We start from the raw sequence: 17,861 nt of genomic DNA on the forward strand, positions 1-17,861 counted from the left end.
CTCTCTATCTAACAACATCTTCTCCATTATTTGATAGTAATTGTTCAACTTCATCTCTTTCAGGTAATCCATCAACATCACCATTCACCATTGTCACTAGAGCGCCGACTGCATTCGCCCGTTCTACTGCTTTATTAAGCTCCAACCCATCAAGTAAACCTGAAAGGAAACCAGCAGCAAAACCATCACCGGCACCAACTGGGTCAACAACTTGTTTCACTGGAAAACCAGGTATTAAAGCGCTATCTTTTTCAGTGAAATAATAAGCGCCTTCAGCACCCAATTTTATCACGACTAGTGAAGCACCATGATTTAAAAAATATCTTCCAAGTTTCCTAGGATCACTTTCTCCAAATAAAAATTCACCTTCTGTAATTCCAGGTAAAATAATATCAGATTTGGCAGCAATTTCTAATAACGTGGTTCTTGCTGTTTCCTCATCCCATAACTTCGTACGAAGGTTTGGATCAAAAACGACGGGTGTCCCATTTTCTTTTGCTATCTTAATAGCTTCAAAAATGACTTCCTTACAACTTTCACTTAATGCAGGTGTAATTCCCGTAATATGTAGATATTTTGCTTTTGACAGATATTCTGGATTTAGATCGGTTGGTACAAGCTTACTTGCTGCTGAGCCCTTTCGGTAATAATAAACCCTCATATTATTTTGCCGGCGAGGTTCTTTGAAGTAAATACCAGTTGGGGCTTCCTGATCAAATGATACATTACTTACGTCTACATTTTCAGCTTTTAAAGATCCCAATATTGCTTTTCCGAACTCATCATCACCTAGTTTACTTATCCAACCGGGATTATGACCTAACCGCGCAAGTCCAATTGCGACATTCGATTCCGCACCACCGATTTTCTTTGTGAAGTTGGACGCATTTCTCATAAAACCATCACTAGTAGGTGTAAAAACAACCATTGATTCACCAATCGTTACAACATCCATACATTTTCCCCCATATAATTTTGTTGTCCTTCCTAGCACTCATTTTCATCTTTTAATCTTTTCTATACCGAATAGTATATATGTGTCTAACTGATTTCTCTACATTTTTTTGAAATAAGCGATAATATTTGTTCGTTTTTTTCCCTTTTCGTTTGATTCAGGAGTGTTCCCCCAAAAATAATGATGGAAAATATCTAAGAAATTTTGTAAAAATTTCAACCTTTCGTTACACTATAAAGAGGATGCACAAAAAAAGAATTGAGGAGAATTATTGATGAATGAGAAGGAAATAAACCATAAAATAGACGAGTTGAAAATGGAGTATGTGAATAGGCAAGGAGATATGGAAAAGCTTGAATCTACCGGACATTCAACTGAAAAATTAGAAGCTAGATTAAAAGATATTGAGGATGAGTTATCACGCTATCGTTCCATGCTCTAATGATTCAAGAGGCAGACATTCAACATCTGCCCTTTCTACATTTTCATTTTTCACTACTAAAAACTAAGATTAATACACACATTTAAATTTTAATGATATTCGGTGGCATTTCACCACTTAATGCCTTATCAAGGTTCTCCGCTGCTAATCTTGCCATTTTATCTCTTGTTTCTTTTGTAGCCGATCCTATATGGGGCAAAGTAACAACATTCTTCAGGCTCAATAAGGGATTGTCCTTATTAATAGGTTCTGTTTCAAAAACATCTAATCCTGCTGCGGAAATCGATTGATTTTTCAAAGCATTTATTAATGCTGTTTCATCAATATTTTTTCCCCTAGACCCATTAATAAAGATTGCTGTTTCCTTCATTAAATTAAATTCTCTCTCTCCTAACATCTTATCTGTTTCGGGAGAATGTGGTGTCATCAGACATACAAAGTCGGATTTAGCTAATAGGTCATCTAGTTGACAATACATTGCTTGATATTCCCTTTCAACTTGTTCATTTCGAGAACGATTATGATATAAAATATCCATATCAAACCCAAAATGTGCCCTCTTTGCGATCGCTTTGCCGATACTTCCCATACCAATAATCCCTAACTTTTTATGGTGGACATCAACTCCAAACAAATCCTCATCCTTTGTACCATTCCATTTTCCTGATTTTACGTATAAGTCAAGTTCAGGCATTCTTCTTGCTGTAGCTAATAATAAACCAAAAACCGTATCAGCAGTCGTGTCAACTAATACTCCGGGTGTATTTGTCGCTACTACCTCTCTATCTTTCAAATCCATTAAATTAAGATTATCGTAGCCGACCGAAATATTCGAAACAACTTTTAAGTTAGGTGCATGATCTAATAACTCTTTATTGATCTTTAAGCTAGCACCTAGTAACCCATGTGCAGTATGTAACTCGTGTATAAAATCAGTATTGTTCTCTTTTTCGATATTCTTATAATATATCACTTCGAATTTCTCACTTAGTTTAGTAATAACATCTTCAGGTACTTTTCTGTATACAATAACCTTTTGCTTCAAGTGCTCCACTCCTACTCATTATTTGTCAAATTGATTGCTATATTAGAAAAGGAAATAGTACCAAGATTTAATAACTTAGTAAGTATTGCTAAGGTGTTTTTTCTATTTACTTCAATTTCCCTTTTACCTCAATTGCAATTTTCATATACAAACTTCATCAAAAATTAATAAGATTTAAGAATCCTCTATTACTATTTCAATTTTAAGCGGTACAATCCTTCTTAAACTAGTAAAAAAGCATATTATTCTAGTTATCATTTGGAATGTACATTCATAAGAAAGGATAGATCCCTTAAAAATGAGGCTGACTCACTAGCGAGACAGCCTCATTTTTATCCTTTGTCTAATTTAGTAAAATAATGAATTGTTTCCTTTAAACCTTCTTCTAATGTGTATAACGGTACCCAATTTAAATGTTCCTTCGCCTTTTCACTATTTAAACGACTAGATTTAATATCCCCTGCTCTTGGTTCATCATGGATAGCTATTATCCTTTTATTAGTAATATTTCTTAATTCTTTTAAAAGATAATTAATCGTCATTGGATGTGTCGTACCAAGATTATACGTCTCATTAATACTATGATCAATTGCTTTAACGATAGCTTCGGCAACATCTTTTACATAGAGAAATTCCCTTTGCTGAGTCCCATCACCATAGATATGAACTGCTTGATTTGACAAGATTTTTCGTATGAAAATAGGGATTACGCCTGCTTCACCAGTTGGATTTTGTTTTGGCCCATAGATATTCGCAAAACGGAAAATGGTGTAAGGCAGTTGATGAATTTTATTAAAAATATAGATGTATCGTTCTGAGGTGTACTTTGTTAGTCCATAAGGAGAGATTGGATTTGTATTGTATTCCTCATCTGTAATTTCTCCTGATGAATCTCCATAAACAGCACAAGAAGAAGCAAAAATAAACTTTTTAATATCGTGTCTTTTTGAACACTCTAGTAAATTTAATGTTCCTAGAATATTTATATCCGCATCTTCTAAAGGCTGTTGAATTGATTTATTTACATCAACTTGTGCTGCTAGATGAATAACGATTTCTGGTTGTTCCTTCATAAAAAGTTTATTAACTGCTGCTGAACGTATGTCTATCTTGTATACCTTAACTGTATCAGGGATATTTTCTCTTTTTCCTGCCGATAAATTGTCCAAAACAATAACCTCATACTTATTATCACTCAATAATCGATTTACAATATGTGAGCCGATAAAGCCACAGCCACCTGTAACTAATACTTTCATCTATTCACTCCTTATCATCTAAAAAGCTTCATTAATATGCTATGAAAGATGATAAAAAATGACTTCACATTCGCCTAAAGATGAAAAGCGTAAGGCGCCCGTTTATCGGCGGATGAACTGGAGCACTACGCAGATTGACTTTCTTCTAATAGAAAAACAGATAAACATGTTTTTATATTCGATTGATAATAAAACTTTATGACATAGATATAGATTTATATCTTACAGACAGTGAAATTAGAAACCCCTACACTCTTAACTTATTTATTAAGAATTCGTATTATATAGTGCAGTTACTAGTAAAATAGTGGAAATTAACGAAAACTAGTTTAACAACCAGAGCAATGTTGTAACACTCACATAGTATACGACTAAAGGGGACAAAACTAGAAAACAAATATGAGAAAGGATGATTCAATTGGCATTAAATATTTCACTTCCTATTGAGAATAGGACTGCACTATTAAGAAGATTAATTGAGCTAACAATTGATCTTGGAGAAAATTCTCTAAATACAATTTTTGAAGCTATACTAGACCTTTTAAATGATTTAGATAATGGGTTACCACCGTCACAGAATCCAATGAGAGAGTTACTATTAACGCTTGTTAATGAGAGTGTTCAAATAACAACTCCATTTGATACAATTACTGGGACAGTTTTATCCGTGCAAAACGACTATGTTGCTTTAGTAGATACTACCGGGAATATCGTTCTAGTTCGATTCGATAAAATTGAACTAGTAAGTGAACTTTAAAGGAGGGAAAAATATGTTTAGTAATACATTTCTTGGACAATTGGAGAATCTAATAGGTTCTCGGGTAGAAATTGCGACTGACAACAATTTAGTTGAAGGTATATTAGGTGCTACAACTAATGGCTTAGTCGTTCTTATTCAAACCGGGGGATATGGTTTAAGTCTAACAATTTTTATTTCTCCTAGTGCAATTAACTTTCTACGAATCCTAAATGCTGCTTAATTTATTATTGAGGAAGGTTCTTAATGAAATCACTCCATTTGGGGTGGTTTTTTTTTGTTATGCTATTTGGATGTTCTCTAACATTATAGACTGTGAAATTGTGATAGTGAAATTTATATTCACTCAGAAGACTACTTAAAACACTTACATCTTCATATAGTCTTCCTCCTTCAAAATCGATAATTGGAAATCCACCAATACTTTTTAAAGAAGTTGTTCGATAAATACGGGGACCCAAAGGAAATAGATATTTTAATAATTCTCGATGACTATGGACCTGCCACCCTTTTGCAACTTTCGAGTACCTCACTTCCCCATTATCACTAGTTCTCCAATTCCGAAAATTCCCATACAAAACAGCTTTAACATCGTCCAATTTTTCAAGTTGCTCCTTTATTGTATAAACAGCATCATAATCTAACCAATCATCGGCATCTAGCTCTAAAATAAAATCTGTCTCTACCAACTTGATAACAGCATTCAATGCTCTAGCCTTCCCAGTATTCTTTTGCTTAACTACTTCTACGATGGGTAAATCAGCATATTTTTCTATTAAAGAAATAGAATTGTCACTTGAACCGTCATCAATCACCAAAATTTTCTCTGGTCTGATCGATTGAAGGATTGACGAACTGATAGAGGTTTCAATAAATTCACACATATTGTAATTGGCAATTATCACTGTAAGTGTCAGATCAGATTTACCTTGAAACCGATGTTTTTCAGTACCCTGTACTTTCCCATAAAACTCCAAAGTTTGAATTCGATTCTTACTTAAATTCGAGATAGAATGTTTAATAGAGTCAGTTTCGACAACTATAATTTCTTTATCATTCAGCGTCTGTTGCCAGTAGTAAACTAGTGCTTCATTAAATGGCATACGGTACAATTGAAAAAAATTGATACTCTTAAAAAACGAAACACGGATAAACAGAGGTCTCATTAACTTAATATCTTTTAATGTTGCTATTTTAGAGATAACAGGTTGCGTCTTAACGTCATTGTTCATATAGTTTAGTATTTCTTTAGAACTGACATAATCCCCTTCAAAAAGAAACAATATTGACCCATCCTCTAGGTTGTTTAATGCTTTTTTAAATTGAGGCCCTATATTCCCTGCTTTCGTTTCATAAATAAACATGTTTCTCATTTTTTTAGCCGCTGACTTATTCATGGTTTCTTCAATAAATAGATGAAGACTTTCAATATGATCAGCTATATGTTGTAATGAATTTAAAGCTGTCTTTAAACCCTCGGGCGTACTCATTATAAGAAAAATATAGAGTTTTTTCAAACGGTCACACTCCTAAATACAATGAAGATAAATAAAGTATTGTTTAGTTTATGACAATTACCTGCTCGTTATGAATACGATTAAAGATGACAAATAGCTTTGAAAACAGAATACACTATACTGTTTATCAAAGCTATTTGTCTTGTGATTTATGGATCATTTTCTAAAAGTTTGTTGTCCTAGAACATTTAAAATCGGCCTTTGGATTTTAAATGTTGGAAGTGAAGTAATTTTTCACGACAACTAAGTATTAAGCGAAAAGAGCACGACGCCAATCTAGATCCGTTAAGTTGTCCTTTTTATGATAACAACACTTTTTATAAAAACAGCTTTCTATTTTACATACGATCATTTAACTGACTTTTCCTAAAACGCCTAACTATGACTAAACCCAGGATAGAAATCAGTGCACCACAAACTAACATATTATAAGTTGCTGTCGCTGTTTGCGGTAAAGCATGACTCATATTGGATTCCACCTGCTTATTAACGTTTTCATAGCTTGAACTTGAAGTTTTATCTTTGATTGTTTCGCTATCATCTTTTGCTTGATCCTCATTTGTTGATGTGTCATTCTCTTCTGGTTGCACGACATCACTTGGTGGTTTATTTTCGTTTGGTTTTTCACCTTCACTTGGTGGTTCATCTTCGTCTGGTTTTTCACCTTCACTTGGTGGTTCATTTTCGTCTGGTTTTTCACCTTCACTTGGTGGTTCATCTTCGTCTGGTTTTTCACCTTCACTTGGTGGTTCATCTTCGTCTGGTTTTTCACCTTCACTTGGTGGTTCATTTTCGTCTTGGTTTTCACCGGTATCAATAGGTGTCGTCGCAGCAATAATACGACCCTCAACCATAGGTTCAATCATTCCTCTTTTTTTAATATACTCGATAACAGCTTCATCAAGAGCTTGATAATCACCTGTTATTGGAAAATTAGCTAGGATTGAATATTCGTCTCCTCCAGCTGCTAGGAAATCATTCGTTGCTAAATTATATGTTTCATTCATATCTATCGGTTTACCATTAATTTTCAACGAATGTATTCTCTCACCAGCCGGCTTAGCCGCGTCGATTGCAAAAGTCATTCCAGCAACATGTGGGAATGCTCCTTTCACTTCTGGGTACGCACTTATCCCTGTTTCTAATGCTGCTTTTATTGCACTTCCTGGAACATCTAATGTTTGAATATAGTTACCAAATGGTAGCACTGTTATCACATCACCCTTAGTAATTATACCTTTGTCAATAGAAGCACGGATTCCACCACCATTTGTTAAAGCAACATCGGCTCCTGTTGTTTCTAGCATAGCATCTGTTATTAAATTTCCTAAGTTGGTCTCTCCTGCGCGTACTTGCTCGCGCTCACCATCCAACTTAATCGTAGTCGTACCAATTTCTTCCGCCAATATCCCTTGCTGTTTTTCTTGAATATCGTCAAGTACTGCCTGTACTTCTGGATCTGCTTTTATATTAGCTGCTTCTTCCTTTGTAACTAGGGTAGCACTGCGACTAATAAGTTCGTTATCATCATCAAAAGTTAGTTCTACAATACCTAAATTTTTCAAGTATTCTCCTGCACTCACAATTAATGTTCCACTATTTTCAATGTCATCTACCGTATGGCTATGACCATCTACAATTAAGTCTATTCCAGGTGCTTCTTGTGCAACTTTTAAACTTGTATCTGTACTAGATTCATCTGTACCTAAATGTGTTAATGCAATGATCGCATCAACATCTTGAGAATTTAGCTCTTTGACCATCTTTCGTGCTGCTTCTGCTGGATCTGTAAACTTGAGTCCCTCAACATTTTTAGGATGTGTCTTATAATGCGTTTCCGGAGTCGATAAACCAAATATTCCTAATTTCACGCCATTAACTGTCCGGATTGTATACGGCTCAAGAACTAATTCACCAGTATCTTCATAAATAACATTAGCACTTAAAACAGGAAAGTCAGACATCTCATCTAATTCTAATAATCGTTTATATCCATAATTGAAATCATGGTTACCAGCAGCCATGGCGTCATAACCAATTTTATTCATGATGTCGACAATACTACTTCCTTCTTCCAATGTTGCAAACGTTGTGCCATGGAATGTATCTCCAGCATCAAGTAAAATCGAGTGCTCATTTTCTGCTTGAAGCTGTTTAACTAACGTAGATAATTTTGCAAATCCCATTCCATCATTAGATCCTTCAAAAACTCTTGCATGGGAATCATTCGTATGCATGATATTAATCTTTTTATCAGATGTTAAATCTATTTGTACAAGTACAGGATCATGATCACTAGCACCACCATGTTGTGACATAAATGCAGAGTTTACATTCACTATGTCAATTTCAGTCGTATTGGCAAGGCGCTTATTTACCAAAACATGGTCAAGAACCTGAGAATTCCCCCGGAAATTATATGTCCAACGTTCCGCTTCAGGCAATTGATCAATCATATTAACAAGCTCGGATCCTTTTAACGCCTCTAGTGGCTTTGAAAATTCAAAATCGTTCATGTCTCCAGCAACAATGATGTTAGCCTCTTTGTTTTTATTTAAAATGTCAGTAACAAAATTATTTACCTCACTCATTAACTTTATTCTTTCTGCCTCACTACCTACTATTGGAGGTTGAGATTGACCAAATAATGGCGAGTCCCCTGTTTTAGAATTAAAGTGATTCGTAATAACAATTACTTCTTCTCCATTAAATACAAATTCAGCTGCTAATGATTTACGTGTATTAGGGAACTGATCAGGAGAAATACGTCCTGGGTTTAATGTTAAGCTTCCGTCCTCATACGCTACTGCTTCTGTTGCAGATCCTTTTTTTGCTTCTGATAACGAAACACGGTCCGAATTATACAGATAACCTACTCGTATATTCCCCCCTGGTACACCACCATCCTGTTTATCCTCAGGAGCAATATCAGTGAACTTATAGGCAGGTCCACCTTGTTCTTTTATTTTATCCACTAATATTTGGTAGGACTTATCTGCACTCGTCACACCACTATCAGTTTGCCCATCGTTATCTTGAACCTCTACTAAACCTAAAATATCCGGTGAATGTAAGTTCTCAATAATAGATGTAGCAATGCTCTCAATCTTTGCTATTGGTGTTTTTGGTGAGAAGTTTTCCATATTGTAAGTTGCAACAGATAACTTCGTCTCATCTTTTTTTATCGTTGTCTTTTCTGGAGTTATTCCTCCGTCTATCAATTCTGGAAGCTCAATATCTGTATCTCGGTATATTTTGTATGTGCCATAGTCATAGCTCATGACACCTGTAATTGAACCTTTGAATGAATCTCCAACCTTTGTTACAAAATCCTCACCAGCTTGTACATAAAGAATTTCAGGATTTGGATCTTCTTTTGTTAATTTGTAACCACCAAAGTGAGACATTGCTTGCTCATTGCCATTTTCTACAACAACTGCAACATCTCCATATTCCTGAGGTCCAACAACAGTTGGTGTATCTAATTGAACTCTCATACCTTCTAAACTTTCATAAAAATCAATGCCATCCTGTTCAGGATCAAATTCTCCAAAGGAATCATTATCAATGATTTTATCAGGAATGATTCGTCCATTTGCTCCGAGTAATATTGGGTTTGGAAGTACTTGTCCACTAGATAGCACCTCAATACTTGATGCTGCTATTTCAGTAAAGGATAAATCAGTTTCTGCCTTTTCAGCATAACCCTCTAGATAGTATTCCTTTACTAATCCGGAGACATTTATGTGATCCCCAACCTTCACCCCATGTCCACTCTTATATACAAGAAGTCCTTCAGATGTTTTCTGATTATCATCAGGTTGTGGTTCTTGGATATATACGTTTGAACCATCGATATGTGTAACGATTCCATCAATATTTTTAACGTTTTTCCCTTCATAAGGAGATAGATGACTTTCTCCTTGAATATCATGAATCTCTAATTCTTCAAGATCTTTTCCTATTTCGAATGTGAAAGTGGTGACATCACTGTTGGATAAACCTGTCTTTACAGCAAAGGCCTTTATGATTACTCTCTCGTTTACTTTAATTGGTTGTTGATAAACATTGGAGGCTATTGTTGGCTCTGTACCATCTGTTGTGAAATAGACCAAAGCATTCTTTGTCGTCGTTGTTAACTCTACTTCTGTACCTTCAGAAACGATACCTTCGCGAGGATTAGCTGAAACTGAGGATACTTTACTACGATCTTCCACAACATCTCCTGCTGACCTCGGAATTAATCTGTAACTATTAAAACTGTATTCTACAACTCCTGTTATCTGATCATAACTTTTTCCTTCTTCAACTAAATCTGAATCAATTAGAAATGTTCCCTGGTCATCACTAGCAATTCGTTCGCTAAAATTATTGATAGAATCAATATGAATATTATTAATTGTTATAAGTTCACCTTCAACGTCTTCATTCAGATCTTTTGATTGAATACTCTGAGGTAATGGCTTATCTGTTTTCGTTTCTATAACAGAAACTGAATCGGAAGTGGCTGTGATTTGAGCCATTTCATAGTATTGTGTTGTTTTTCCAATAGCTGCAATCTTGTCACCTATTTTAACTTTACTATCAATTCCAGGAGCTCTTACTATGATTCCTCCTGTTTGATCCTGTATAAATACATTAGCTTGTCCACCCGATACAAAAATGGCAGTTACATAGCCTTCGACCGCTACGTCAACTCCATCCGTCTGACGGATTTCTAGTATATCTTTCACCGCAACTTCTTCATCTTCAGTTGGCTCTTCTGTTTCACCATTATCTATATTATGAGAACCTAAGTTTTTGAACGTATCAAGCGGAAGCGGATCCCACTCGTCTAAATTAAATGTTTGTGATCCATTGATAATAGTCGCTTTTCTGATGAGTGTTTTATCTTTCAGAATTTCCTCATCACTACCAACCGTATGAATAACATCCAGTATTACACCATTTTTCTTTAAAATAAGTGCATCATTTCCATTAAAGTTTGCAACACCACTCGTAATATCTGCTTTTTCCTTTAGTGATTGAGAAGCGCTTGAATGTGCAATAACATAAGCACCTTTAGAAGCAAGTAAACCACTTAAGCTTAGCGTATCTTGAACAGCTGTTTTCCCATTTGAATATAATTCAATCTCATAGGTAGATAAATCTACCGAACTACCGGTTCCGTTATATAGTTCGATCGCTTTATTATTACTTGTTCCTTCAATATACTCTGAAAAAAATAAGTCCTCTTCTCCTACTGTTGCAGCACTTGCAACCGAACCAACACCCGTTAGTAGCGGTGTGATCATCAATAGGAAAACCGTAAGAATTAGAAACGACTTCTTCATTCTATTCATGTAAAAAACCATGTCATTACCTCCTCATTAATAATATGTAACACTATCATTTTACATATTCTGTATTGAGTCAATATTACTAGAATGTAAAGGATTACAACAATACTATTAAAATTAGATGTTTTTTAGTAAGTAAAGTCATAAATATTTCAATACTCAAAAATGATGAAAGACATTTACTGAACAGGATCAAAAAGCCTATATCATGGTTACTGTTAATAGAATGCTGATTTGAAATCAATTAGCAACAAACTTTTAGAAAAGAGCCTAATAGAAAGATAGAAGGTATCATAATAGAAGAGCTAATAGTCGTTTTTATCTGAAAGGTAAGTATATTTAGATAGATAATAACAAAATTATACATTATGAATTGAAAACGAAGTTAAGGTCTATTAGGAGTAGACACTCACTCCCTATGCGAAAAAAAGCAGCGGCTCCGTTTGAAGTCACTGCTTTTTATACTACAAATAATAATTTATTTCCAGACGTCATTTGCAATTGAAATGACATGACGTACCTTATCCCACTGTTGCTCTTCTGTTAATAGGTTTCCTTCTTCTGTTGAAGCAAACCCACATTGTGGACTTAAACAAACTTGCTCTAAACCAACATATTTACTAGCTTCTTCAATTCTAGCTTTTACGTTCTCAGCATTTTCTAACTCCCCGAATTTAGAAGTGATGAGTCCTAAGACCAATTGAATATCGTTTCGATTAACATGTCGCAGTGGTTCAAAACCACCTGACCGTTCGTCATCAAATTCTAAAAATAATCCATCAACATCCAATCCGCCAAAAATCACTTCAGAAACACTTTCATAGCCCCCTGAAGAAACATAAGTTGATTTGAAATTACCACGACAAATATGCATAGTAATAATCATATCTTCTGGTCTTTTCGCAATTGATTCATTAATTGCTTTTGCAAATAGCTGAGCAAGTGTATCAGGATCTTGACCACGCATCGTAATTTGCTCTCTGCCTTGTTCTGAGAAAAATACTGACCATGAGGTATCATCTAATTGTAGATACCGACAACCAGCATCATAGAAAGCTTGGATCGCCTTTTGATATGCCTCAATAAGGTCGTCAAATAATTCATCTTGATTTTTATAGGCCTCTTCTTCAATAAACCCTCTAAAAAATAACATATTAGGACTAGGGATCGTAAACTTCGCTACATGGTCACCAGCTATTTCATGAAGAAATTTGTAATCCTCGATCATAGGGTGATTGGTAAAGTTAACTTTTCCATTTACTTTAATTCCATGTGCTTTTGTTGTTACTCCGTTGAATTGAATACCAGATTCCGTTTCATATAACTCTACTCCGTCAAGACCAGCTAGAAAATCAAAGTGCCACCAAGCACGTCTCAATTCACCATCTGTAACAGCCTTTAATCCAACTTCCTTTTGCTTTTCAACTAGACGAATAATTTCTTCATCCTCAATCAATCTCAGCTGTTCAGCAGTAATTTCGCCATTTTGTTTTTGTAGTCTAGCCTGTTTTAAACGCTCAGGTCTTAAGAAACTCCCTACATGATCAGCTCTAAATGGTGCTCTAGTGATTGTCTTAGTCAATTGCTTCGTCTCCTTCAGTAAAAAGAATAATTTTTATCGAATAATAAAATTATATATATCCCCTTTATTTTAATGGAGTTTAAACTTTTTTTCTACAAATTATAGGTATTTTTCAAAAGTTCTAATAGTTTTGAGAATTCTAAAAAACGATAGTCCTATTATTCTAAAGAAAATAGTAAAACACTATTAAAATACGTCATTAAACAGAATAATGACGTATCAGTGGTTTAATAATTCGATTTTTTCTTTTAATCCATATTTTGATACTCTTAGGGCAATTTGATCTTTCTTCCAAATAAAAAACCCCTCTATTTGTTCTATAGAGGGAATTAGTAATAATTAAAATGTTTTTCCTAAATCTTTTGCACGTGCAATACCATTTTCTTTAATTTCTTCTGCTTTATCAGGCATTGCAGCATGTCCTTCAATAAAGAGACCCTCTATAGAAGGTACTCCAAAGAAATTCATAATTACATTTAAATAGCGATGACCCATTTCAAGATCTGCTGCAGGTCCTTCTGAATAAATGCCACCACGAGCTTGAATATGTAGTGCCTTTTTATCAGTAAGTAATCCTACCGAACCCTCAGCTGTATATTTGAATGCTTTACCAGCAACAGCAACTGAATCGATATAAGCCTTCATTACTGGTGGGAATGAGAAGTTCCATAATGGAGTAACAAACACATATTTGTCACCAGAAACGAATTGATCACTAAGTTCTCCTAGACGTCCAACCTTTGCCTGTTCTTCAGCAGATAGTTCCTCAAACCCTTTACCAGTTTGAAGTTTTCCCCAACCACTAAATACATCTACATCAATTTGTGGAATCGATTCTTTATACAGGTCAATATGAACGATCTCATCACTAGGATTCGCTTCCTTATATGATTCGATAAACGCTTTTCCTGCAGCCATACTAAAAGACACTGTGTCATCATGTGGATGCGCTGTAATATACAATACTTTTGCCATGTTAAAACTCTCCTTTAAATTAGACTAAATTCAGATAATTAACTATTTTCATATTAGTATCAAATAACCAGCTATCACGATTTCCTATAAATGAGTATTTGACCCTTTAATAAAATAACATCGTCCATCCATTTAGTCCTTTGATTTTCTCAACACTTTAGTTTGAATTAAAATTGTCTAAAATATTCTCAAAGAAATATATTTAATTAACAAATTTTTAGTTCAAGATAAAAGTATAAAAGATAGCTGTTCTATCGTCAATATAAATGCTTAGGTTCCTCCTGAGCGAGTTTTGACTTCATTTCGCGACTTTCTCCAATATTATCCTTCCGGTTTGCTCCTTTATATAGAACTTCACTAGACACAAAAAGCGGTAATCTCTGATCGAGTATACCGCTAAGTCAGATGATATTCAGTTGTACCAACTATCAATTAACCATTCTAATTATTCTGTATTAGTAAAGGAATAAGGATTAATGCCGATATTCTTTCTTGCTTCATCAGATATAACTAGCTCTTCAACATTAGATGTATCACTTTTCGCTATGAAATTAATATGAACACTACCATCATAATGAAGTGGTTTCTTTTCCATTTGATCACCCCCTTACACAACTAGTATATACATTAGCAAGGATTATATTTCATTAAGGAGGCTAAATACGTAGGGAGTGATATTACTAAAAGCTATTATTATTTGCGAAAACAGACATTAATCAAATATCAAAGCGATTAGATTATGTCTCAGCTCAAATTCGTCTCTACAGAAATTTTGTTAGATTACCTGCCACTTTCATTTCCCTCTTTCTTAATTTCTTCTATAATAAATATAATCTTAATTTGCTTTTAATAATAGATTTTGACTTTATAGCAACATTCACGCTTTATATGAACTACAATAATTGCTGCCAAGAATACCTTTAACCTTTCATAGCTAATAGTAAGCTACATAAAAAAGGCCTGCCGATTTATAAAATCGACAGGCACTAGCTAAATTCTTATGTGCTTTTGATCAACCTGTATTACGCAATCCTGCAGCAATACCACTTATTGTTAATAACACTTCTGTTAACAATTCTTCATTAGGTTCTTCTTGTTCGCGAAGTTCCTTGATAAGTTCAACTTGTAGAAAGTTTAACGGATCTACATATGGATTTCTGCGGTGTACAGATTCTTTGATATTAGGTGAATGATCTAAAAGTTCCTCATCACCAGATATTTTAAGAAGAATGGTTTTTGTTTTATTAAATTCCTCAACAATATTATTGAATATACGATCTGCAACTTCCTTATCGTTTACTAGGAACGTATATTCCTTTGCCGTTGTAATGTCTGCTTTCATTAAGGCCATTTGTAAGTTATCTATCGTCGAACGGAAGAATGGCCATTCTAAATACATACGTTGCAACAATTTGAGATTTTCTTCACTTTTAGATGCGAAGCTATCCAAGCCTGTACCCGAAGCATACCATGCGGGTAGAAGTTGACGACTTTGAGTCCAAGCAAATACCCAAGGAATTGCACGAAGATCTTCAAAACGGTTTCGATTTTTACGTTTCATTGGACGAGAACCGATATTCAACTCCGCTAATTCATTCAAAGGAGTTGCTTCAGTAAAGTATGTTAAAAAGTCAGGATCTTCAAACACAAGTGATTGATATTTCTTCAATGACACGTTGGAAATTTCCTCCATCGCAACTTCCCACGCTTCTTCACGTGAGTGCTGTTGCTCAGATTCTTCTGATAGATTAACGGATGCCTCAAGTAATGTTGAAGTTGCTTGCTCAAGACTACGATAAGCGATATCAGTACTTAGGTAACGTGCAGATAACACTTCCCCTTGCTCGGTGATTTTTACGCCATCTCCGATTGTTTCAGCTGGTTGTGAAAGAATGCTACGATTTAGTGGACCGCCTCCACGACCTAGTGAACCACCTCTACCATGGAAAAACTTCAGTCCAATATTATGACGTTTTGCCATATCGTGTATCTCAAGTTGTGCTTTGTAAAGCTTCCAGTTTGCAGTTAAAGTTCCACCATCCTTACTACCATCAGAATAGCCAAGCATGATTTCTTGCGAATCACCATGTATCTGAAGGTGATTACGGTATACATCCATCTTAAATAATGTTTCCATGATTGCTGGTCCAGCAATCAAATCTTCAACCGTTTCAAGTAAAGGCGCAACATTCAATTGGCTTTCGACAGAACCATCTGCATGTAGTCTATATATACCAGCCTCTTTAGCAAGTACCAATACTTCCAGCAAATCACTTGCCGATTGAGTCATACTAACTAGGTAAACAAGAATGGACTTTTCACCAAATGTTTCATGTGCTTTTTTAATCATTGTAAAACACTTAATCATTTCTTGTGTTTCATTTGAATAATCTTCATTTAATAATAGTACAGGGCGTGGATCTTTTAGAACCTTTTCTAATGTCTTAATTTTTTCATCCTCAGTTAAGGATGAATAATTTTCAGACACACCAACTTTACGTAAAATTTCTGTAATAGCAGATTCATGTTCCCCACTATGATTTCGGATATCCAGGGTTGCTAAATGGAAACCAAATAATTGAACTTGGCGTATTAACTTTTTAAGCATTTTCAACTCTCGTTGTGCAGGCTGATGCTTGTTAACACTTTTTTCAATTAAATATAGATCCTCTAAAAGTTCATCAGATGACTTATAACCATTATCTGTTTTGCCAACTTCACTAAGACGCGTTATGATAACTGCGACTTTACGACGATAGACCTCTGTTTCAACTGGCCACTTCTTATCATTTGCTAAGTAGATTGGTTCTTCTTTTTCTACATTTGCAAGTAACTCTTCACTTATCTCAACTCTAGTTGAAGAGTGACTAAATCGTTTCATTAAGGCAATTAATACTTCTTTATATTTATTAATTGCAAGTTCACGATGTTTTTCTAGAGTTTCCCAAGTTACCTCAGGAGTTACATTCGGATTCCCATCACGGTCTCCACCTATCCATGAACCGAATCGGAGGAAATTAGGTACATCCCATTTATGTTCAGGGAATTGTTCTGATAATCCGTCTTCAAGATCTTCATGGATGTCTGGAAGTACATCAAAAAATGTTTGTTCAAAATAATAAAGTCCATTACGTACTTCATCCATAACTGTCGGTTTTCGATGACGTAATTCGTCTGTTTGCCAAAGAATGGTTACATCATTTAATAAACGATCTTCAAGCTTTTTACGTTCTTTATTGGTAAGCATTGTATTATCTAAATTTTTCAATAGATCACCAATGCGCTTCTGAATTTCTATCACTGAACGTTTTGTCGCCTCAGTCGGATGAGCGGTTATAATTAATTCTAATGATAACTTATCTAGTACATTTTGAATCGTATCTACATCAATCTCATTCTCTTTAAGAGATAAGATAGCACTTTCTATTGATGCAGGTTGTACAATATGGTTATCTTGAAGTTGATATTCTCGACGTCTACGAATACGGTGATTGGACTCTGCTGCGTTTATAAGATGGAAGTAAATTGAAAATGCACGTATTACTTGCTTCCGCATCGGTGGATCTAAATTTACAATTTCATCTTTTAGTTCTTTATAAATGTTCTTATCAAAATTACTTCGTAGCGTTTTCGCCATTCCCCTTAATTTTTCTACTTTATCTAGAAGCTCTGTTCCTCCGTGATGAACAAGAATTTCTCCAAGAATATGTCCAAGAGATTTCACATCACGACGTAATGATAGACTGCTATCCGTTTCAATTCTAGTTGTCATCATGTCACCTTCCCCTAATTATGTTATTCTACTAAATAGTAAGATAATTCTATCATATCATTTTTCATGAACAATTTCATCTTTAATTGCAGAAATTGATATCTATTTAAGATAGATTATTGGGAATTCATCTACTTTAAACATCGTTTTATCTATGATAGCGTTTCAATATTTTTATAATATAATAAATTCACTAAAAATAGAAACACCCTGATATT

12 protein-coding genes are annotated in these 17,861 nt (G+C 34.7%); 3 read left to right on the plus strand and 9 right to left on the minus strand.

What is annotated here, in order from left to right; genetic code table 11:
• Positions 1–4: 4 nt before the first annotated feature.
• A complete protein-coding gene (locus AC6CHR_RS17150) occupies positions 5–955 on the minus strand; it encodes a sugar kinase (protein WP_498250209.1) in 951 nt (316 codons plus the stop codon).
• Positions 956–1,229: 274 nt separating this feature from the next.
• Here AC6CHR_RS17150 and AC6CHR_RS17155 point away from each other — a divergent pair, with 274 nt between their 5' ends.
• Complete coding sequence (locus AC6CHR_RS17155) at positions 1,230–1,397, plus strand: SE1832 family protein (protein WP_498250210.1); 168 nt, start codon at positions 1,230–1,232, stop codon at positions 1,395–1,397.
• An 82-nt stretch (positions 1,398–1,479) separates the two neighbouring features.
• Here the strand turns inward: AC6CHR_RS17155 and AC6CHR_RS17160 are convergent, their stop codons facing one another.
• On the minus strand, positions 1,480–2,442 hold the full coding sequence (locus AC6CHR_RS17160) for a 2-hydroxyacid dehydrogenase (protein WP_498250211.1): 963 nt from the start codon (positions 2,440–2,442) through the stop codon (positions 1,480–1,482).
• Positions 2,443–2,774: 332 nt separating this feature from the next.
• Positions 2,775–3,701: an NAD-dependent epimerase/dehydratase family protein gene (locus AC6CHR_RS17165; protein ID WP_498250212.1), complete on the minus strand. Its 927-nt coding sequence runs from the start codon at positions 3,699–3,701 to the stop codon at positions 2,775–2,777.
• Between the two features lie 418 nt (positions 3,702–4,119).
• On the opposite strand from AC6CHR_RS17165, the gene AC6CHR_RS17170 reads away from it, so the two are divergent.
• Positions 4,120–4,458 carry a hypothetical protein gene (locus AC6CHR_RS17170; RefSeq protein WP_498250213.1) on the plus strand — a complete coding sequence of 113 codons (339 nt, stop codon included), beginning with the start codon at positions 4,120–4,122 and terminating at the stop codon, positions 4,456–4,458.
• Positions 4,459–4,471: 13 nt separating this feature from the next.
• On the plus strand, positions 4,472–4,681 hold the full coding sequence (locus tag AC6CHR_RS17175; protein WP_498250214.1) for a hypothetical protein: 210 nt from the start codon (positions 4,472–4,474) through the stop codon (positions 4,679–4,681).
• A gap of 4 nt (positions 4,682–4,685) precedes the next feature.
• Here AC6CHR_RS17175 and AC6CHR_RS17180 read toward each other — a convergent pair whose 3' ends face one another.
• The 6 genes from AC6CHR_RS17180 to ppc all read right to left on the minus strand — a co-directional run bounded on the left by AC6CHR_RS17180 (position 4,686) and on the right by ppc (position 17,643).
• A complete protein-coding gene (locus AC6CHR_RS17180) occupies positions 4,686–5,975 on the minus strand; it encodes a glycosyltransferase family 2 protein (RefSeq protein ID WP_498250215.1) in 1,290 nt (429 codons plus the stop codon).
• Positions 5,976–6,313: 338 nt separating this feature from the next.
• Positions 6,314–11,329 carry a 5'-nucleotidase C-terminal domain-containing protein gene (locus tag AC6CHR_RS17185; RefSeq protein WP_498250216.1) on the minus strand — a complete coding sequence of 1,672 codons (5,016 nt, stop codon included), beginning with the start codon at positions 11,327–11,329 and terminating at the stop codon, positions 6,314–6,316.
• 463 nt (positions 11,330–11,792) lie between these two features.
• Positions 11,793–12,896, minus strand: coding sequence for a 5-methyltetrahydropteroyltriglutamate--homocysteine S-methyltransferase (locus AC6CHR_RS17190; RefSeq protein WP_498250217.1), 1,104 nt, complete (start codon positions 12,894–12,896; stop codon positions 11,793–11,795).
• Between the two features lie 339 nt (positions 12,897–13,235).
• Entirely contained in the window at positions 13,236–13,871 is a 636-nt protein-coding gene (locus AC6CHR_RS17195; RefSeq protein WP_498250218.1) for an FMN-dependent NADH-azoreductase, read from the minus strand.
• Between the two features lie 445 nt (positions 13,872–14,316).
• A complete protein-coding gene (locus AC6CHR_RS17200; RefSeq protein WP_498250219.1) occupies positions 14,317–14,466 on the minus strand; it encodes a hypothetical protein in 150 nt (49 codons plus the stop codon).
• A 417-nt stretch (positions 14,467–14,883) separates the two neighbouring features.
• Positions 14,884–17,643: a phosphoenolpyruvate carboxylase gene (gene ppc, locus AC6CHR_RS17205; protein ID WP_498250236.1), complete on the minus strand. Its 2,760-nt coding sequence runs from the start codon at positions 17,641–17,643 to the stop codon at positions 14,884–14,886.
• Positions 17,644–17,861 lie beyond the last annotated feature (218 nt).

The sequence above is a fragment of the Metabacillus sp. GQ13 genome, assembly GCF_059758525.1.

Bases quoted from the DNA above. Each gene is read 5' to 3' on its own strand.
- AC6CHR_RS17150 (WP_498250209.1), bottom strand. From the start codon at position 955: ATGGATGTTGTAACGATTGGTGAATCAATGGTTGTTTTTACACCTACT.
- ppc (WP_498250236.1), bottom strand. From the start codon at position 17,643: ATGACAACTAGAATTGAAACGGATAGCAGTCTATCATTACGTCGTGAT.
- AC6CHR_RS17175 (WP_498250214.1), top strand. From the start codon at position 4,472: ATGTTTAGTAATACATTTCTTGGACAATTGGAGAATCTAATAGGTTCT.
- AC6CHR_RS17185 (WP_498250216.1), bottom strand. From the start codon at position 11,329: ATGGTTTTTTACATGAATAGAATGAAGAAGTCGTTTCTAATTCTTACG.
- AC6CHR_RS17155 (WP_498250210.1), top strand. From the start codon at position 1,230: ATGAATGAGAAGGAAATAAACCATAAAATAGACGAGTTGAAAATGGAG.
- AC6CHR_RS17200 (WP_498250219.1), bottom strand. From the start codon at position 14,466: ATGGAAAAGAAACCACTTCATTATGATGGTAGTGTTCATATTAATTTC.
- AC6CHR_RS17165 (WP_498250212.1), bottom strand. From the start codon at position 3,701: ATGAAAGTATTAGTTACAGGTGGCTGTGGCTTTATCGGCTCACATATT.
- AC6CHR_RS17195 (WP_498250218.1), bottom strand. From the start codon at position 13,871: ATGGCAAAAGTATTGTATATTACAGCGCATCCACATGATGACACAGTG.